Genomic DNA, 16205 nt, shown 5'->3' with positions numbered 1-16205 from the left:
GGGCGGGCGTCTCGAAGGATGGCCGGATGGCCGCAGGGACGCTCCTCGCCAGATTATTCCCAAATGCGAAAGCCTTCCCCCTTTCAGGGGAAGGAGAAGTGATCTCGTAGCCCGGATGCAGCGAAGCGAAATCCAGGGCCGATCTCCGCGGAGGGATTGACCCGGATTTCGCTTCGCTTCATCCAGGCTACGGCGCTCCGGCTACGGAGCTGCGTCTGTCAGCTCTTTCAGCCGGCTCTGCATCACTTCGATGATCTGCGCGCGCTTTGCCGCGATGCGTTCGATCGGGCCGCCGATGCCGATCGCGAGCGGCGCGCGTCGCTTCGGCAGCGGAACAAGCATGCCGATCGTGCTTGCGCCCGGCGTGGTGCGGCCGCCTGTCTCGGAGAAGCCGCGGCGGCGAATGCGCTCGATTTCTTCGAGAAACGCCGCTTCGCGAACCCGCGCCGATTGAATAGGCTCCTCGGCATTGTTGCGCCGGATAATGCCGCGAATCTTGGCGTTCGGCATTTGGCTCAGCAGCACGTGTCCGAGCGCGGTCCGAACCATCGGTCGTATTTGACCGGCATGTGCCGTGTACTGAAGCTGAGAGCCGCCGGGGACAACGTGCAGATATCGCATCCCGGCGGCGCCGGCCTGTTGCCCGAGCATGACGGTTTCGCCGCCCGTTGCGGTCCAGAGCTCCTCCATCAGGTCGGTGAGCTTTTTGTCACGGAACGGAGAACGACGGATCCAGTCGCCCAGCAGATTGACCCGGTAGCTCGGGATGAAGCGACGGGTCTTTCGTTCGTATTCGAGGTAGTTCAATTCAACCAGACTGCGGAGCAGCATCGACGTGCTCGATTGCGGCATCTGCAGCGCGGAAGCAATTTCGGTCACGGACGCTGCCCGCTTGGTTTCCCGAAAGAACTCCAGAACTGCAAACACCCGCATGGCCGATTTGACGATCGCCGTCTTATTCGCGTTCGGCATGGCTGTCTCCGACGCGGGTCATACCGCGCCTCCATCACATATGTGATGTTAGGCCGAAACTGCTTCACTTGACGACAACTTTGGCACAGATTGGCGCCAACAAGACCAAGACGCATGGAAACGCAGAGAGCAGGGGAAGGCGGATGCCCGGCCGAAGTTTGCTCGAGAAGATCTGGGACCAGCATGTCATTGCTCGTTTGAGCGAGGACACGGACCTCCTTCATATCGACCGCCATCTGCTGCACGATCTCGGCGGCTCGCGCGGCCTGCTCGATCTCAAGAGCCGTGGCCTCAGGGTTCACAATCCCGAACTGACATTCGCGACGCCGGATCACGCGCTGTCCACCGCGCCCGGCCGCGCCGGGACCAGCAAGATAGGCATGGAATTGCTGGCCGCGCTGCGGGTCGAGACCGCGGCGAGTGGCATCAAACTGTTCGATGTCGATCAGCCCGGCCAGGGCATCGTCCACGTCATCGGGCCTGAACTCGGCCTCAGCCTGCCGGGCGCGACGATCGTCTGCGGCGACAGCCACACCTGCACCCATGGCGGCTTAGGGGCGCTCGCCTTCGGCATCGGATCGAGCGAGCTCACCCATGTGCTGGCGACGCAGGCGCTGATCCAGAAGCGTCCGAAGACGCTGCGCGCGCGCTTCGAGGGCAAATTGCCGCTCGGCGTCACCGCCAAGGACATGATCCTGGCGCTGATCGGCCATATCGGCGCCGCCGGCGGCACCGGCTATGCGGTCGAATATGCGGGGAGTGCGATCCGCGCGCTGCCGATCGAGGGCAGGCTGACGATTTGCAACCTCTCGATCGAGCTCGGCGCCAAGATCGGCATGGTGGCGCCGGACGAAAAGACCTTCGAATTCCTGCGCGGCCGTCCCTATGCGCCGCAAGGCGAGATGTGGGATCTCGCGGTCAAAGCGTGGCGCGAACTGCCGAGCGATCCTGACGCGGTGTTCGACCGCGAGGTCGTGATCGATGTCGAAAAGATCATCCCGCAGGTGACCTGGGGCATCAGCCCCGAGCACGTCGTCGGCGTCGATGGCATGATTCCCGATCCGAAGGCGGTCGACGATCCCGCACGCCGCGCCGCGATCGAGACCGCGCTGGAATATATGGGCCTGCAAGGCGGCACGCCGATCGCCGGCACGCCGGTCGACTGGGTGTTCATCGGCTCCTGCACCAACAGCCGCTTGAGCGATCTGCGCGCCGCAGCCGAGGTCGCGCGCGGCCGCAAGGTCGCCGCAGGGGTCCGCGCCTGGGTGGTGCCAGGCTCGGAGAACGTCAAGCGCGAGGCGGTCGCCGAAGGGCTCGACAAGATCTTCATCGATGCCGGCTTCGAATGGCGCGAGCCCGGCTGCTCGATGTGCCTTGCCGCCAATGGCGAGGTGGTGGCGCCCGGGCAGCGCTCGGTTTCGACCTCGAACCGCAATTTCGTCGGCCGGCAGGGGCCGCGGGCGCGGACCCATCTGGCGAGCCCTGCGAGCGCGGCGGCGTCGGCGATTGCCGGCGCGATCGCCGATGTCAGGATGATGGGGCGCTAAGATGCCAAAACCGTTCGACAAGCTCACCGCAACTGCTGCGCCGATCATGCGCAGCAATATCGACACCGACGTGATCATCCGCATCGAGCGTTTGGTCGGCAACGGCATCCGCGGCACGCTCGGCAAATGGGCGTTCGGCTCGCTGCGCTATCTGCCCGATGGCTCCGAGAATCCGGACTTCATCCTCAATCGCGAGCCGTACCGGGAGGCGGAGATTCTAGTGACCGGACCGAATTTCGGCTGCGGCTCGTCGCGCGAAGGCGCGGTGTGGTCGCTGCAGGAGCGCGGCATCCGCGCCATCATCGGCTCCGGCTTCGGCGACATCTTCTTCGCCAACTGCTTCCAGAACGGAATTTTGCCTGTTGTCCTCGACAAGGCGGTGGTCGATCAGCTCGCCGCCGATATCGAGGCGACACAGGGCGCGGGCAAGGTCTCGATCGACCTCGAGGCGCAAATCATCGTGTCGCCGTCGGGCGCGCGGCATTCGTTCGAGATCGACCCACGGCGGCGCGAGGGGCTGTTGAAAGGGCTCGACGAGGTGGCGCTGACATTGCAGCGCGACGACGAGATCCACGCGTTCCAGGCTGCCGACCGCACCGCGCGGCCCTGGATTCATTCGACAAGGACACCCGTTTCAAGGACATCCGCATGAGCGCGCAATCCAACATGGTCAAGGTCGCCGTGGTCGGCGGCGAGGGCATCGGCCCCGAGGTCACCGCGCAGTCGCGCCGCGTGCTCGACTGGTTCGCGGCGAATCGTAACGTGCCGATGACCCTGCGCGAGGCGCAATACGGCCTGATCCCGTATCTGGCGACCGGCAAGGTGCTGCCCGAGGACACCGCAGAAGCGATGGACGAGGCCGACGCCATCCTGTGGGGTGCGACCGGCGGGCCCGAGACCACTGAAGTGCCGGCGGCCGCGCGCAAGGCCGGCAGCCTGCTGGGGCTGCGCAGCAAATACGATCTCTACGCCAACTTAAGGCCGATCGTGGCGAGCCCGGCGCTGTCGGCATCGGCGCCGCTGAAAGCCGACGTGCTCGACGGCGTCGACTTCGTCATCATCCGCGAATTGACCAGCGGCATCTATTTCGGCGAGCCGCGCGGCATCGAGACCTTGCCGGACGGCCAGCGCCGCGGCTTCAACACCGAGCAATATACCACGAACCAGATCCGCCGCGTGGCGCGCTCTGCGTTCGAGCTGGCGCGGACCCGGCGCAACAAGGTCTGCTCGGTCGACAAGGCCAATGTGCTGGAGACCAGTGTGGTGTGGCGCGAGGAGGTCATCAGGCTGCACAAGGAGGAGTTCTCCGACGTCGAGCTCACGCACCTCTATGTCGACAATGCCGCGATGCAGATCGTGCGCGAGCCGCGGCAGTTCGACGTGATGGTGACGGGCAACATCTTCGGCGACATCCTGTCCGACTGCGCGGCGATGGCATCGGGCTCGCTCGGCATGCTGCCGTCGGCCTCGCTCGGCCCGGTCGACCGCTTCGGCCGGCGCAAGGCGCTGTATGAGCCGGTGCATGGCAGCGCGCCCGATATCGCGGGCAAGGGCATCGCCAATCCGCTCGGCTCGATCCTCAGCGTCGCGATGCTGCTGCGCCTGACCTTGAACCGTCCCGAGGATGCGGACCTGCTGGAGCAGGCGGTGCAGACCGCGCTTGCTTCCGGCGCCCGAACGGCCGACATTGCGGAAGCGGGTGCGAAGAGGCTGTCGACCGTCCAGATGGGCGATGCGGTGCTCAGCGCGCTCGACAAGATTGCGGCCAGGGAGCACGCCTGATGGTGGATGTCGCCATGCCCCACATTTCGCGGCGGTCCGCCCTGACGGTGATCGCGGCGGGTGGCGTGGCGCTGGCGACGGGGCGGGCATGGGCGCAGCCGGCCGCGGGACGGGCGATCTATCCGGTCGCGGTGCCGGTCTATCAGACGCAGTTCGTCGCCGACCGCGTCGGCTTCTTCAAGGAGGCCGGGCTCGACTGCAAGCTGGTGCAGGGCGGCAGCGGCGTGAAGACCCGCGAGATCATCGCCTCGTCGCAGGGCGACATCGGCATCGGCGACGTCACCCATCCGATGCAGCTGACCAATCATGGCCGCGCCGCGCGCGTGCTGCTGCCGGTCGACACACGGTCGAACTCGGTGATGTTCATCCTGCGCAAGGACCTCAAGGACCAGGGCATCAACACGCTGGAGGCGTTCGCGCAATGGAAGCGGCCCGACGGCCGCAAGCCGATCGTGTCGGTGTCCTCGCTCGGCGGCACCAACCATGTCTGGTCGTCCTACTACATGGAAACCATGGGGCTCGACGACAAGGTGACCTGGATCGGCACCGGCAATGTCGACACCATGCTGGGGTCGCTGAAGTCGAAGCAGGTCGATATCCTGGTCTCGTCGCTGTCGCTGTTGAACGAGGCGCAGCAGCAGGGCTGGGGCGAACTGCTGTTCGACGGCACCGACGAGGCAATCTGGAACAAGCATATCGGCGGCAAGGTGCCGGTGACGGCGCATTTCACGCTGCAGGCGACCATCGACAAGGACCCGGCCAAGATGCAGGCCTATGTCACCGCGCTGTGGCGCGCCTCGCAATGGATCAAGGCGCACAAGCCGGCCGAGGTTTATGAGGCCATCGAGCCCTATGTCGGCAGCACCTCGCGCGATGCCAATCTGCTGGAGATCGCTGCGATCCAGAAGGTCGCGGACTATGAGGGCGTTGTCGACGCGGCGAGCTTCGCGCGCGGCGAAAAAGTCTGGTTCCGCGAGATGACCGGGATCAAGCCGCTCAAGATCGCCGACGTGATCAACTCGAGCCTGATCGAAGCGGCGCGAAAGGCTTATCCGGGTTGAGCGCGCTCGAGACGAGCGCAACCGTGTCGCCGCGCGCCGCGGCCGAGCGCCGCGTCGAGGTCAAGCGCCTGAGCAAGTCGTTCCAGCTTGCCGGCACCACGATCGAGGCGGTGCGCGACGTCAGCTTCGATGTGCGCCGCGGCGAGTTCGTCGCGCTGCTCGGGCCGTCCGGCTCCGGCAAGAGCACCGTGCTCAACATGATCGCCTCGCTGATCCGCCCCACCGGCGGCGAAATCCTGATCGACGGCAACCGCGTCGTCCCCGGCAGGGCGACGCCGGATGTCGGCTATGTCTTCCAACGCGACACGCTGTTTCCGTGGCGGACCGTCGGCGACAATATCGGCTACGGGCTGGAGTTGTCCGGCGTGCCGGCTCACGAACGGCGAGAACGCATCGCCGAATGCGTCGCGCAGGCGGGTTTGAAGGGATTCGAGAACGCCTATCCGTCGGCGCTGTCGGGCGGCATGCGGCAGCGCGCGGCGCTGATGCGGACCCTGATCGTCGAGCCGCAGATCCTCCTGATGGATGAGCCATTCGGCGCGCTCGACACCCACACCAAGATCGACATGCACGAGGTGCTGCTGCGGATCTGGGAGCGCGAGCAGCAGACCGTGCTGTTCGTGACCCACGATCTCGGCGAGGCGCTGACCCTGGCCGACCGCATCATCCTGTTCTCGGCGCGGCCGGGCCAAATCAAGGACATGTTCGCGGTCGATTTCGCGCGCCCGCGCGATGCGGTCAAGGTGCGCGAGACACCGCATTATGCCGAGCTGTTCCAGCACATCTGGCATTCGCTCGGCGAGGAGTTCGTCAAGGGTCGCAGCGCATGAAGAGGTACGGCACGCTCGGCACCGTCGGCTGGCAGGCCCTGATCTGCGCGGTGGTGCTGTCGGTCTGGCAATGGGGTTACGACCTGCGCGGAAAATTGCCGTGGCTGGTGCCGGATCTGCTCGATCCCTATTTCATCTCAAGACCGTCGATGATCTACGAGAATTTCCTGATCCAGAGCTGCCTGACCTCGAAGCTCGGCGCCTTCAATGGCTGGTTCAATGGCGAATTCGGCAAGTGCCTGGCGCGCAACGAGAACAATCTCTGGGCGGCGACGGCGATCACGCTGAAGAACACCTTCTTCGGCTTCGTCACCGGCGTGATCTCAGGCTTCGTCGCCGGGCTGATCCTCGGGCGATCCGACCGGCTCAGCGCGATCTTCCAGCCCTTCATCACCGCGGTGAATTCGATCCCGCGGATCGCGCTGGCGCCGATCATCGTGCTGGCGTTCGGGATCGGCGACATGTCGAAGATCGTGACCTCCTGGATCGTCGTCGTGTTCCTGGTGTTCTTCAACACCTTCGAGGGCGCGCGCTCGATCGACGAGGGCTTCACCAACGCCGCGCGACTGCTCGGCGCCAGCGAATGGCAGATCACCCGCACCGTGGTGATCCCCTCGACCATGGCCTGGGTGTTCGCCTCGCTGACGCCTGCGATCTCCTTCGCGCTGATCGGCGTGATCGTCGGTGAATTCATCGGCGCCGAGCGCGGTATCGGCCGGCTGATCATCGAGTCCGAGGCGCGCGGCGAGGCCTCGGGCATGATGGTCGCGGTCGTGGTCTTGATGCTGGTCGGCGTCGTGCTGTCGGCGCTCATCTGGCGGCTGCAGGCCTATCTGCTGCGCTGGCAGCGGCAGCGCAGCGCCGAATAGCAGAGGCCCGCGGCGGGGTCTGTCGCCACGGGCCTTCATTTAAGCTGCGGTTTCCGACGGCGAGGTCTCGCCGTCGAGCCAATCCTGCTCCTTGGCCAGCGCCCGCCAGGCTGCTTCCATGCGCTTGAAGCGGTTGTAGGTCGGGTCGTCGTTGGCGCGCTCGGCAAGCTGCGCGCAGTTCTCCGCATTGTCGAGGAATTGCTGCGATTGCTTCATGGAACGTCCTCCTGTTGATAAGGACGTGGGACATCAAATCCGGCAATTCAACGTGGGGAACTATGAGCATTTCGCCACACAGGTGAATGCCTGTTCAGCGGAGTTCCTTGCGCCGAAATCCGCATCCAAAATCCACACCGACGTGAGCATCTGCGGCAGCACCGACATAGGAACACTATGTCGCACCCGGCGTTCGTCTCTCGTCGCAACTGGAGGAGGAGAGACATCATGAGGAAATATCTGTTCGCCGCGGCCATGGTGACCGCCATCGCATCGCCTGCGCTTGCCGATGAAATCGGTGTTCGTGCAGGTCCCGTCGGCGCCGGCGTGACCGTCGGCCAGGCGCCCGAGTATCGCGACCGCGATCGTGACCGCACCACCGTGATCAAGGAGCGCGAGCCGCGCAGTGACCGCACCACCGTCATCAAGAAGCAGGACGAGTTCGGTAACCGCAGCAAGACCGTCATTCATCACGACGACGACTGACGACGATCGAAGCGATTTGGAACGAAGATGAAAATCCGCCGCCGACCTCGTCGCGGCGGATTTTTTCGTGTCCTGGTGAGAGGTCTAGCTCGCGGACAGGACGGCCGTCCGATCGTCCCGGCGTTCGGTGGCGATGCGGCTGCGGCATTCGGCGGCGAATGCGCGCAATCGCTCAACGGTCAGCGGATCCATAGCCGTGCGCGCCAGACGTTCGGCGCGGTCGGCTTCATCCTTGAGATGGTCAATTGTCCGGCTCATGGTTGCCTCCATGCCCAGACAATTTGAATCGAATTGCGGCGTTCCCCGGCCTCTGGAGACGTGGCTAACGGACGGTTAATTCGCCTTCCGAGCGTGCCTCAGGTCACCGGCGCGGGATTGAACAGCGTCAGATCGTTGTGGATGCCCCACCTGTCCGACCATGGCTTGGTGCGTCCGCTGGCGACGTCGAGGATCAGGCGGAACAGGTCCCAGCCGGTCTCCTCGATGGTCTTCTCGCCGGTCGCGATGCAGCCAGCGTCGAAATCGATCAGGTCCTTCCAGCGCCGCGCCAGCTCGCTGCGGGTCGCGACCTTGATGACGGGGGCGGCGGCCAGACCATAGGGCGTGCCGCGGCCGGTGGTGAACACCTGCAAGGTCATGCCGGAGGCGAGCTGCAAGGTGCCGCAGATGAAATCGCTGGCAGGGGTCGCCGCAAACAGCATGCCCTTCTGCCGCGCCTTTTCGCCGGGCGACAGCACGCCCGCGATCGGGCCCGAGCCCGACTTGACGATCGAGCCCAGCGACTTCTCGACGATGTTGGCAAGCCCGCCCTTCTTGTTGCCCGGCGTGGTGTTGGCGCTGCGGTCGGCGCCGCCGCGGGCTAGATAGGCGTCGTACCACGCCATCTCGCGGATCAGCGCGCGGCCGACATCCTCATTGACGGCGCGGCGGGTCAGCAGCTGGATCGCGTCGCGCACTTCGGTGACTTCCGAGAACATCACGGTCGCGCCGGCGCGCACCAGCAGGTCCGCGGCGAAGCCGACCGCGGGGTTGGCGGTGACGCCGGAGAACGCATCGCTGCCGCCGCATTGCAGGCCGACCACAAGATCGGCCGCCGGGCAGGTCTCGCGCGTGCGGGCGTTGAGCACTTTCAGCCGGGCCTCGGCCTGGGTCATGATCGCATCGACGATGGCGCCGAAGCCGTCGAAGGCTTCGTCCTGCATCCGCACGATGGCATCGCCGACGCCCTCCGGCACCAGCCGTTCCGGCGCGAGCTTCTCGCAGCCGAGGCCGATGACCAGGATCTCGCCGCCGAAATTCGGATTGAGCGCGAGGTTCTGCAAGGTGCGGATCGGCACTACGGCATCGGGCGCGGTAATCGCAACGCCGCAGCCGTAGGCGTGGGTCAGCGCCACGACGTCGTCGACGTTCGGATATTTCGGCAACAGCTCGGCGCGGATGCGCTTCACCGCATATTCCATCGTGCCTTTGACGCATTGCACGGAGGAGGAGATGCCAAGGATGTTCTTGGTGCCGACCGAGCCGTCGGGGTTGCGAAAGCCCTCGAAGGTAAAACCTTCGAGCGGCGGCAGCGCCGGCGGCACCGCGGTCGATATCTCAAGTTGATCGAGCGGCGGCGCGTCCGGCATGCGGATGCGCGCCTCGTCGACCCATTCGCCGGCCAGGATCGGCGAGATCGCATGACCGATCACCTCGCCATAGCGGATGATCGGCGCGCCCTCGGCGATGTCTTCGAGCGCGGTCTTGTGGCCCTGCGGCACGAAAGCGCGCAAGGTCAGGCCAGAGGCGAAACGGGAGCCTTTGGGCAGGCCGAAATCATTCACGACGATCGCGACATTGTCGCGCGCGTTGAGCTTGATGTAGCGGGGCTGCTCCTGCGCGCCGATCGACTGGTCCATGGGGGTTCCCTAAATTGTAGCGTGGGTTAGCCGAAGGCGTAACCCACCATGCTTGTTCGGTGGTCGTGACGGTGGGTTACGCTTGCGCTAACCCACCCTACGAACGTCATCTCAGCCCGGGAACGTGTAGGCCGTCTTCACCGTGGTGTAGAATTCGCGGGCATAGGCGCCCTGTTCGCGTGCGCCGTAGCTCGAGCCTTTGCGGCCGCCGAACGGCACGTGGTAGTCGACGCCGGCGGTCGGCAGGTTGACCATCACCATGCCGGCCTCGCTGTTGCGCTTGTAATGCGAGGCGTATTTCAGGCTGGTGGTGCAGATGCCCGAGGCGAGGCCGAATTCGGTGTCGTTGGAGATCGCCAGCGCCTCCTCGTAGTCCTTGGCGCGGATCACACAGGCGACCGGGCCGAAGATCTCCTCGCGGGCGATGCGCATCTGGTTGGTCGCCCCGGTGAACAGCGCCGGCTGCAGATAGAAGCCGGGTGCCTCGCGGTTCAACAGCTCGCCGCCCCAATGCAGGCGGGCGCCTTCGTCCTGGCCGCATCTTGATGTAGCGCAGGTCCTGATCGAGCTGGCTCTGGTCGACCACCGGGCCGACATGCACGCCGCTCTTCAGCGCGTCGTCGACCGAAAGCCCCTTCATGCGCTCGGTCATCGCATCGACGAAGCGGTCATGAATGCCTGATGTGACGATCAGGCGCGAGGACGCCGTGCAGCGCTGGCCGGTCGAGAAATAGGCTCCGTTGACGGCGACTTCGACCGCAACCTTGACGTCGGCGTCGTCGAGCACGACCAGCGGGTTCTTGCCGCCCATCTCGAGCTGAAACTTCTTCATCGGGTTGGAGAGCACGCAGGCCTGCGCGATCTTGCGGCCGGTCTGCACCGAGCCGGTGAAGGAGATTGCGGCGACGTCGGGATGATCGAGCAGGGTTTGGCCGACCACCGAGCCCGAACCGACCACGAGGTTGAACACACCCGCCGGAATGCCGGAGCGGGCGATGATCTCGCTCAATGCATGCGCGGTGCCCGGCACCAGCTCGGCCGGCTTGAACACGACCGTGTTGCCGTAGCACAGCGCCGGCGCGATCTTCCAGGCCGGGATCGCGATCGGGAAATTCCACGGCGTGATCATGCCGACGACGCCGACCGGCTCGCGGGTGATCTCGACGTCGAGGCCCGGGCGCACCGATGCGCCCTTTTCGCCCATCAGCCGCAGCGCTTCGCCGGCGAAGAAGGCAAAAATCTGTCCGGCGCGCGCCACCTCGCCGATGCCCTCGGGGAGCGTCTTGCCTTCCTCGCGCGCGAGCAGGCGGCCGAGCTCTTCCTTGCGGGCGAGGATTTCGACCGAGATCTTGGTCAGCGCGTCAAAGCGCTCCTGCGGCGTCGAGCGCGCCCAGGCCGGGAAGGCGGCCTTCGCCGCGGCGATCGCCTTTTCGGTCTGCGCCTTGTCGGCCTTGGCGTATTCGCCGACCACGTCCTTCGTATTGGAGGGATTGATATCCCGCGTGATGCTGGTTCCGTCGACCCATTCGCCGGCGATGAAGTTCTTCTGGTGAGCGGTCATGTTTCTCTCCAACTTTCTTGTTAGCGCACGAGGCAGGGACGCTTGTCGTCGAAGGTCCAGCCCGGGATCAGGAACTGCATGGCCAGCGCGTCGTCGCGGGCGCCGAGACCATGCTGCTTGTATAGCGCGTTCGCGGCGTCAATGGCACCGCGATCGAGCTCGATGCCGAGGCCCGGCCGATCCGGGATCGCGACCTTGCCGCCCTTGATCTGCAGCGGCTCCCGCGTCAACGCCTGGCCGTCCTGCCAGATCCAGTGGGTATCGATCGCGGTTACCTTGCCCGGCGCTGCGGCACCGACATGGGTGAACATCGCCAGCGAAATGTCGAAATGGTTGTTGGAGTGCGAGCCCCAGGTCAGGCCGTTGTCGCGGCAGGTCTGCGCCACCCGCACCGAACCCTGCATGGTCCAGAAATGCGGATCGGCAAGCGGAATGTCGACCGCGCCGAGTCGCAGCGCGTGGGAGAGCTGGCGCCAGTCGGTGGCGATCATGTTGGTCGCGGTCGGCAACCCGGTGGCACGGCGGAACTCGGCCATGATCTCGCGGCCGGAGAAGCCGGCCTCGGCGCCGCAGGGATCCTCGGCATAGGCGAGCACGCCATGCACGTTGCTGCAGAGACGGATCGCCTCGTCGAGCGACCAGGCGCCGTTCGGGTCGAGGGTGACGCGCGCTCTGGGGAAGCGTTTTGCGATCGCGGTGACCGCCTCGATCTCGGCTTCGCCCTTGAGCACGCCGCCCTTGAGCTTGAAATCGGCGAAGCCGTAATGCGCCTGCGTCGCCTCGGCGAGGGGCACGATCGTCTCCGGCGTCATCGCGGCCTGATGGCGCAGATTGAACCAGTCGGGCTTGCCGGTCTCGCCCTCGACATAGGGCAGGCTGGTCTTGCTGCGATCACCGACGAAGAAGAGATAGCCGAGCGTCTCGACTTCGGCGCGCTGCTGGCCTTCGCCGAGCAGCGCCGCGACCGGGAGGTTGAGATGCTGGCCGAGCAGATCGAGCAGCGCTGATTCAACCGCGGTGACCGCGTGGATGGTGACGCGCAGGTCGAAGGTCTGCTTGCCGCGGCCGCCGGCGTCGCGATCGGCGAAGGCCTGGCGCATCGAGGCCAGGATGTTGTTGCACCCTCCGATGGTCTGTCCGACCACGAGGTCGCGTGCGTCCTCGAGCGTCTTCCTGATCTTCTCGCCGCCCGGCACCTCGCCGACGCCGGTGTGGCCGGAATTGTCTGTGAGGATGACGAGGTTGCGGGTGAAGAACGGCGCATGCGCGCCGCTTAAGTTGAGGAGCATGCTGTCGCGGCCGGCGACCGGGATCACCTCCATCGCCGTGACGACGGGGGCGCCGGCAAAGCCGGTGCGGATCGTGTCTTGAATCATCTGCTCCTCCCTGCGTGCTTTGCGTTGTTATTCTGCCGCCTGCCGGGTCGCGGCCAGCGGCAACTTCGCCACCAGCGCCGCGAGTTCGGCGATCTCCTGCGCAGTGAGATCGGTGAGCGGCGGACGCACCGGGCCGGAATCGCGGCCGATCACCTTCATGCCGGCCTTGATGATCGACACCGCATAGCCCTTCTTGCGGTTGCGTATCGCGATCAGCGGCAGGATGAAATCCTTCAAGCCTGCATGGATGGTCTGATGATCGCGCCGGCGCACCGCGGCGTAAAACCTGGTGGCGAATTCCGGCACGAAGTTGAACACCGCCGACGAATAAGTCGTGACGCCCATGTCGAGATAGGGCAGCGCGAAGGTTTCCGCGGTCGGCAGGCCGCCGATATAGGTCAGGCGGTCGCCGAGCTTGGTGTAGACCCGGGTCATCAGCTCGATGTCGCCGATGCCGTCCTTGTAGCCGACCAGGTTCGGGCAGCGCTCGCAAAGGCGCGCCAGCGTATCCGGCTGCAGGATCGCATTGTCGCGGTTGTAGACGATGACGCCGATCTTCACTGATGAACACACCGCCTCGACATGCGCGGCGAGGCCGTCCTGCTCGGCATGGGTGAGATAGGGCGGCAGCAGCAAGAGGCCGTCGGCGCCGGCCTTCTCGGCGCCAACGGCGATCTCGCGCGCGATCGCGGTGCCGTAGCCGGTGCCGGCCAGCACGGGAACGCGGCCATTGGTCTCGTCGACGGCGATCTTCACGACATGGGGAACTTCAGCCGGGGTCAGCGAGAAGAACTCGCCGGTGCCGCCGGCGGCGAACAGGCCAGCGACGTCATAGCCGCACAGCCAGTCCATGTTGGCGCGATAGGTCGCCTCGTCGAACGAGTAGTCAGGCTTGAACGGGGTCACGGGGAAAGACAGGAGGCCGCCACCGATTCTCGCGGCCATCTCCTGAGGGGTCATCTTGCTCATGGCGCCACTCCTTGAATGATGTTGGGAAGGATGCGCGAGCAGCGCGCGTCCATGGCCGAATTTCTAGGAAATGCTTCGATGCGCGTCCAAGCCAAACGCGGTATCGAGCGATGCTAACTCTGCATCAATCGCCGCGCAGCTGCGGCGCTGCGATTTCGGTTGCGATCTCGATCAGGGACGGCAGCAGCTGGTTCTCGTGATCGCGCCGCCACACCATGAACAGCTCGACCGGCACCGCCGTGCGCAGCTTCAGCGGCTTCAGCCGGACATCCGATATCTTCAGGCTGGCGGCGGCCTCCGGCACGATCGCGATGCCGAGCCCGGCGCGCACCATGGCGAGGATCGAGTGGATCTGGCTGAGGTGCTGGACATAGCGCGGCAGCACGTCGGCGCGCGTGAACAGCGACACCAAGAGATCGTGGAAGTAGCGCGCCTCATAGGGCGAATACATCACGAAGGGCTGGTCGTCGAAATCCTTAATGCTGACGGCCTCGACTGCTGCCAGCGGATGCTTCTTCGGGATCGCCGCCAGCAGCGGCTCCGCGACAACGCGGCGGCTGGCGAATTCCGGCCGCGCGATCGGCGGGCGCAACAGGCCGACATCGATCTGGCCGGTCGTGAGCGCCTCGAACTGTTCGCCGGAGACCATCTCCTTCAGCGAGAAATCCACCTCGGGCAGGCGCGAGCGGGCGGCGGCGATCAAATCGGGCAGGAAGCCGTAGGCGGCCGCCGCCGTGAAGCCGATCTTGAGCGAGCCGGTCTTGCCGAGCGCGATGCGGCGGGCGACCTGCGAGGCCGACTCGGCGAGCTTGAGGATCCGACGCGCTTCCGGCAGGAAGCTGCGTCCCGCCGGCGTCAGCCGCACCGAACGGCTGGTGCGCTCCAGGAGCGGCGCGTCGATGATGTGTTCCAGCACCTGGATCTGCCGGCTCAGCGGCGGCTGCGTCATGTTGAGCCGCGTCGCGGCACGGCCGAAGTGCAATTCCTCGGCCACCGCGACGAAACAGCGGAGCTGGTTCAGGTCGAACATCGATGCTGGCCTGGAATGGATCGCCCTGGGATCTGTCCGTTCTAGCATCGATGCCTCCCACTGGCCAACGAGACAAACAAGAAGACATGCGGCCGCAGCCGCCGTTTGAGCTCTTTCAGTCCCTCATGGTGAGGAGGCGCGGCAGCGCCGTCTCGAACCATGCAGGCCCGACTGTGGCCTCATCCTTCGAGACGCGGCCGAAAGGCCGCTCCTCAGGATGAGGAGATCGGCTGTTCATCGCGGCCTGGCTCAGGCCGCGTTCAGCTGCACCCGCTTGATCTCGCCGACGATGAACAGATAGGCGATCGCCGCGACCAGCGCGTTGGCGCCGACGAACACCAGCGCGCCGTTGAACGAGCCGGTGGCGGCGAGGATGTAGCCGATGATGATCGGCGTGGTGATCGAGGAGAGATTGCCGAAGGTGTTGAACAAGCCGCCGGAGACGCCGCCGGCTTCCTTCGGCGAGGTGTCGGAGACCACGGCCCAGCCGAGCGCGCCGATGCCCTTGCCGAAGAAGGCGAGCGCCATGAAGCCGACCACCAGCGCCTGGCTGTCGACGTAGTTACAGGCGATGATTGCCATCGACAGCAGCATGCCGCCGACGATCGGGACCTTGCGCGCCATGGTCAGCGAGCCGGTGCGGCGCAGCAGATAGTCCGAGATCACGCCACCGAGCACGCCGCCGACGAAGCCGCACAGCGCCGGCAAGGTCGCGACGAAGCCGGCTTGCAGGATCGAGAGCCCGCGCTCCTTCACCAGATAGACCGGGAACCAGGTCAGGAAGAAGTAAGTCAGTGTGTTGATGCAGTACTGGCCGATATAGACGCCGAGCATCATGCGGTTGGCGAGCAGCTGGCGGATGTGGTCCCAGCCCGGGCCGGAGGCCTGCGTCTTGCCGGCCTTCGCCGCATCCATGTCGACCAGCGCGCCGCCCTCATTGATATAGTCGAACTCGGCCTCGTTGATCCCAGGATGGTCCTTCGGCTCGTAGATCGTCTTGATCCAGACGATCCCCATGACGATCCCGAGCCCACCCATCACGTAGAAGACGTGGCTCCAACCATAATTGTGCGCGATCCAGCCCATCAGCGGCGCGAAGATCACGGTGGCGAAATACTGCCCGGAATTGAAGAAGGCCGATGCGGTGCCGCGCTCATTGCCGGGGAACCAGGAGGCGACGATGCGGGCATTGGCCGGAAATGACGGCGCCTCGGCGATGCCGACCAGGAAGCGCAGCGCGAACAGCAGCACCACGGCGGCGCCGGCGGAGAGGAACCCGACCAGGCCCTGCATCGCGGTGAAGATCGACCACACGATGATGCTGATCGCATAGACCCATTTGGAGCCGAAGCGATCGAGCAGCCAGCCGCACGGCACCTGGGCGATTACATAGGACCAGCCGAAGGCCGAGAACACGTAGCCCATCGCGACGGGGTCGAGATGCAGTTCCTTGGAGAGAGCGGGGCCGGCGATCGAGAGCGTGGCGCGGTCGGCGTAGTTCACGGTGGTGACGAGAAACAGCATCGTCACGATCAGCAGCCGGACGCGGGATCGCCGCGCATCCGTGGCGGACACAATTGCGCTCATTCGCGCCTCCTTGGAAATTTC

Annotated in this window: 15 protein-coding genes and 1 pseudogene; 7 read left to right on the top strand and 9 right to left on the bottom strand. The window is 65.3% G+C overall.

The genetic code is table 11. The features are described 5' to 3' along the window. Positions 1 to 201: 201 nt before the first annotated feature. Positions 202 to 972, bottom strand: coding sequence for an IclR family transcriptional regulator (locus tag ACVIW0_RS29755; RefSeq protein WP_461355589.1), 771 nt, complete (start codon positions 970 to 972; stop codon positions 202 to 204). 143 nt (positions 973 to 1115) lie between these two features. Between ACVIW0_RS29755 and leuC the strand changes: the two genes are divergently transcribed. From leuC to ACVIW0_RS29725, 6 genes are read left to right on the top strand one after another with little or no spacing between them, the layout of a single operon-like run. Further along, the gene (leuC, locus tag ACVIW0_RS29750) at positions 1116 to 2519 is read left to right on the top strand and encodes a 3-isopropylmalate dehydratase large subunit (protein ID WP_461355588.1); all 1404 of its coding nucleotides are present in this window, start codon (positions 1116 to 1118) and stop codon (positions 2517 to 2519) included. A gap of 1 nt (position 2520) precedes the next feature. Continuing rightward, positions 2521 to 3171, top strand: coding sequence for a 3-isopropylmalate dehydratase small subunit (leuD, locus tag ACVIW0_RS29745; RefSeq protein WP_461355587.1), 651 nt, complete (start codon positions 2521 to 2523; stop codon positions 3169 to 3171). Beyond that, positions 3168 to 4301 carry a 3-isopropylmalate dehydrogenase gene (leuB, locus tag ACVIW0_RS29740; protein ID WP_461355586.1) on the top strand — a complete coding sequence of 378 codons (1134 nt, stop codon included), beginning with the start codon at positions 3168 to 3170 and terminating at the stop codon, positions 4299 to 4301. The genes leuD and leuB overlap by 4 nt, the downstream gene beginning before the upstream one ends. Before the next feature lie 14 nt (positions 4302 to 4315). Then, complete coding sequence (locus ACVIW0_RS29735; protein ID WP_461355585.1) at positions 4316 to 5362, top strand: ABC transporter substrate-binding protein; 1047 nt, start codon at positions 4316 to 4318, stop codon at positions 5360 to 5362. Between the two features lie 23 nt (positions 5363 to 5385). After that, positions 5386 to 6192, top strand: a complete 807-nt coding sequence (locus ACVIW0_RS29730; protein ID WP_461355584.1) for an ABC transporter ATP-binding protein — start codon at positions 5386 to 5388, stop codon at positions 6190 to 6192. Next, on the top strand, positions 6189 to 7061 hold the full coding sequence (locus ACVIW0_RS29725) for an ABC transporter permease (RefSeq protein WP_461355583.1): 873 nt from the start codon (positions 6189 to 6191) through the stop codon (positions 7059 to 7061). The genes ACVIW0_RS29730 and ACVIW0_RS29725 overlap by 4 nt, the downstream gene beginning before the upstream one ends. Before the next feature lie 39 nt (positions 7062 to 7100). On the opposite strand, the gene ACVIW0_RS29720 is transcribed toward ACVIW0_RS29725, so the two are convergent. Then, on the bottom strand, positions 7101 to 7277 hold the full coding sequence (locus ACVIW0_RS29720) for a hypothetical protein (RefSeq protein WP_461355582.1): 177 nt from the start codon (positions 7275 to 7277) through the stop codon (positions 7101 to 7103). A gap of 228 nt (positions 7278 to 7505) precedes the next feature. On the opposite strand from ACVIW0_RS29720, the gene ACVIW0_RS29715 reads away from it, so the two are divergent. Then, positions 7506 to 7763, top strand: a complete 258-nt coding sequence (locus ACVIW0_RS29715) for a hypothetical protein (RefSeq protein WP_461355581.1) — start codon at positions 7506 to 7508, stop codon at positions 7761 to 7763. Positions 7764 to 7847: 84 nt separating this feature from the next. On the opposite strand, the gene ACVIW0_RS29710 is transcribed toward ACVIW0_RS29715, so the two are convergent. The 7 genes and pseudogenes from ACVIW0_RS29710 to ACVIW0_RS29680 all read right to left on the bottom strand — a co-directional run bounded on the left by ACVIW0_RS29710 (position 7848) and on the right by ACVIW0_RS29680 (position 16184). Further along, positions 7848 to 8021, bottom strand: a complete 174-nt coding sequence (locus ACVIW0_RS29710) for a hypothetical protein (RefSeq protein ID WP_461355580.1) — start codon at positions 8019 to 8021, stop codon at positions 7848 to 7850. 98 nt (positions 8022 to 8119) lie between these two features. After that, complete coding sequence (gene garD, locus ACVIW0_RS29705) at positions 8120 to 9661, bottom strand: galactarate dehydratase (protein WP_461355579.1); 1542 nt, start codon at positions 9659 to 9661, stop codon at positions 8120 to 8122. A 111-nt stretch (positions 9662 to 9772) separates the two neighbouring features. Further along, positions 9773 to 11222, bottom strand: a pseudogene (locus ACVIW0_RS29700) (aldehyde dehydrogenase family protein). Positions 11223 to 11242: 20 nt separating this feature from the next. Next, entirely contained in the window at positions 11243 to 12598 is a 1356-nt protein-coding gene (gene gudD / locus ACVIW0_RS29695; RefSeq protein WP_461355578.1) for a glucarate dehydratase, read from the bottom strand. 27 nt (positions 12599 to 12625) lie between these two features. After that, positions 12626 to 13567, bottom strand: coding sequence for a 5-dehydro-4-deoxyglucarate dehydratase (kdgD, locus tag ACVIW0_RS29690; RefSeq protein ID WP_461355577.1), 942 nt, complete (start codon positions 13565 to 13567; stop codon positions 12626 to 12628). A gap of 124 nt (positions 13568 to 13691) precedes the next feature. Continuing rightward, complete coding sequence (locus ACVIW0_RS29685) at positions 13692 to 14597, bottom strand: LysR family transcriptional regulator (RefSeq protein ID WP_461357466.1); 906 nt, start codon at positions 14595 to 14597, stop codon at positions 13692 to 13694. Between the two features lie 249 nt (positions 14598 to 14846). Further along, positions 14847 to 16184, bottom strand: coding sequence for an MFS transporter (locus ACVIW0_RS29680; protein ID WP_461355576.1), 1338 nt, complete (start codon positions 16182 to 16184; stop codon positions 14847 to 14849). Between the last annotated feature and the right edge of the window lie 21 nt (positions 16185 to 16205).

Source organism: Bradyrhizobium sp. USDA 4454 (assembly GCF_054822705.1).
Note: the sequence above shows the minus strand (reverse complement) of the source record. Positions and strands in the feature narration are given on the sequence as shown.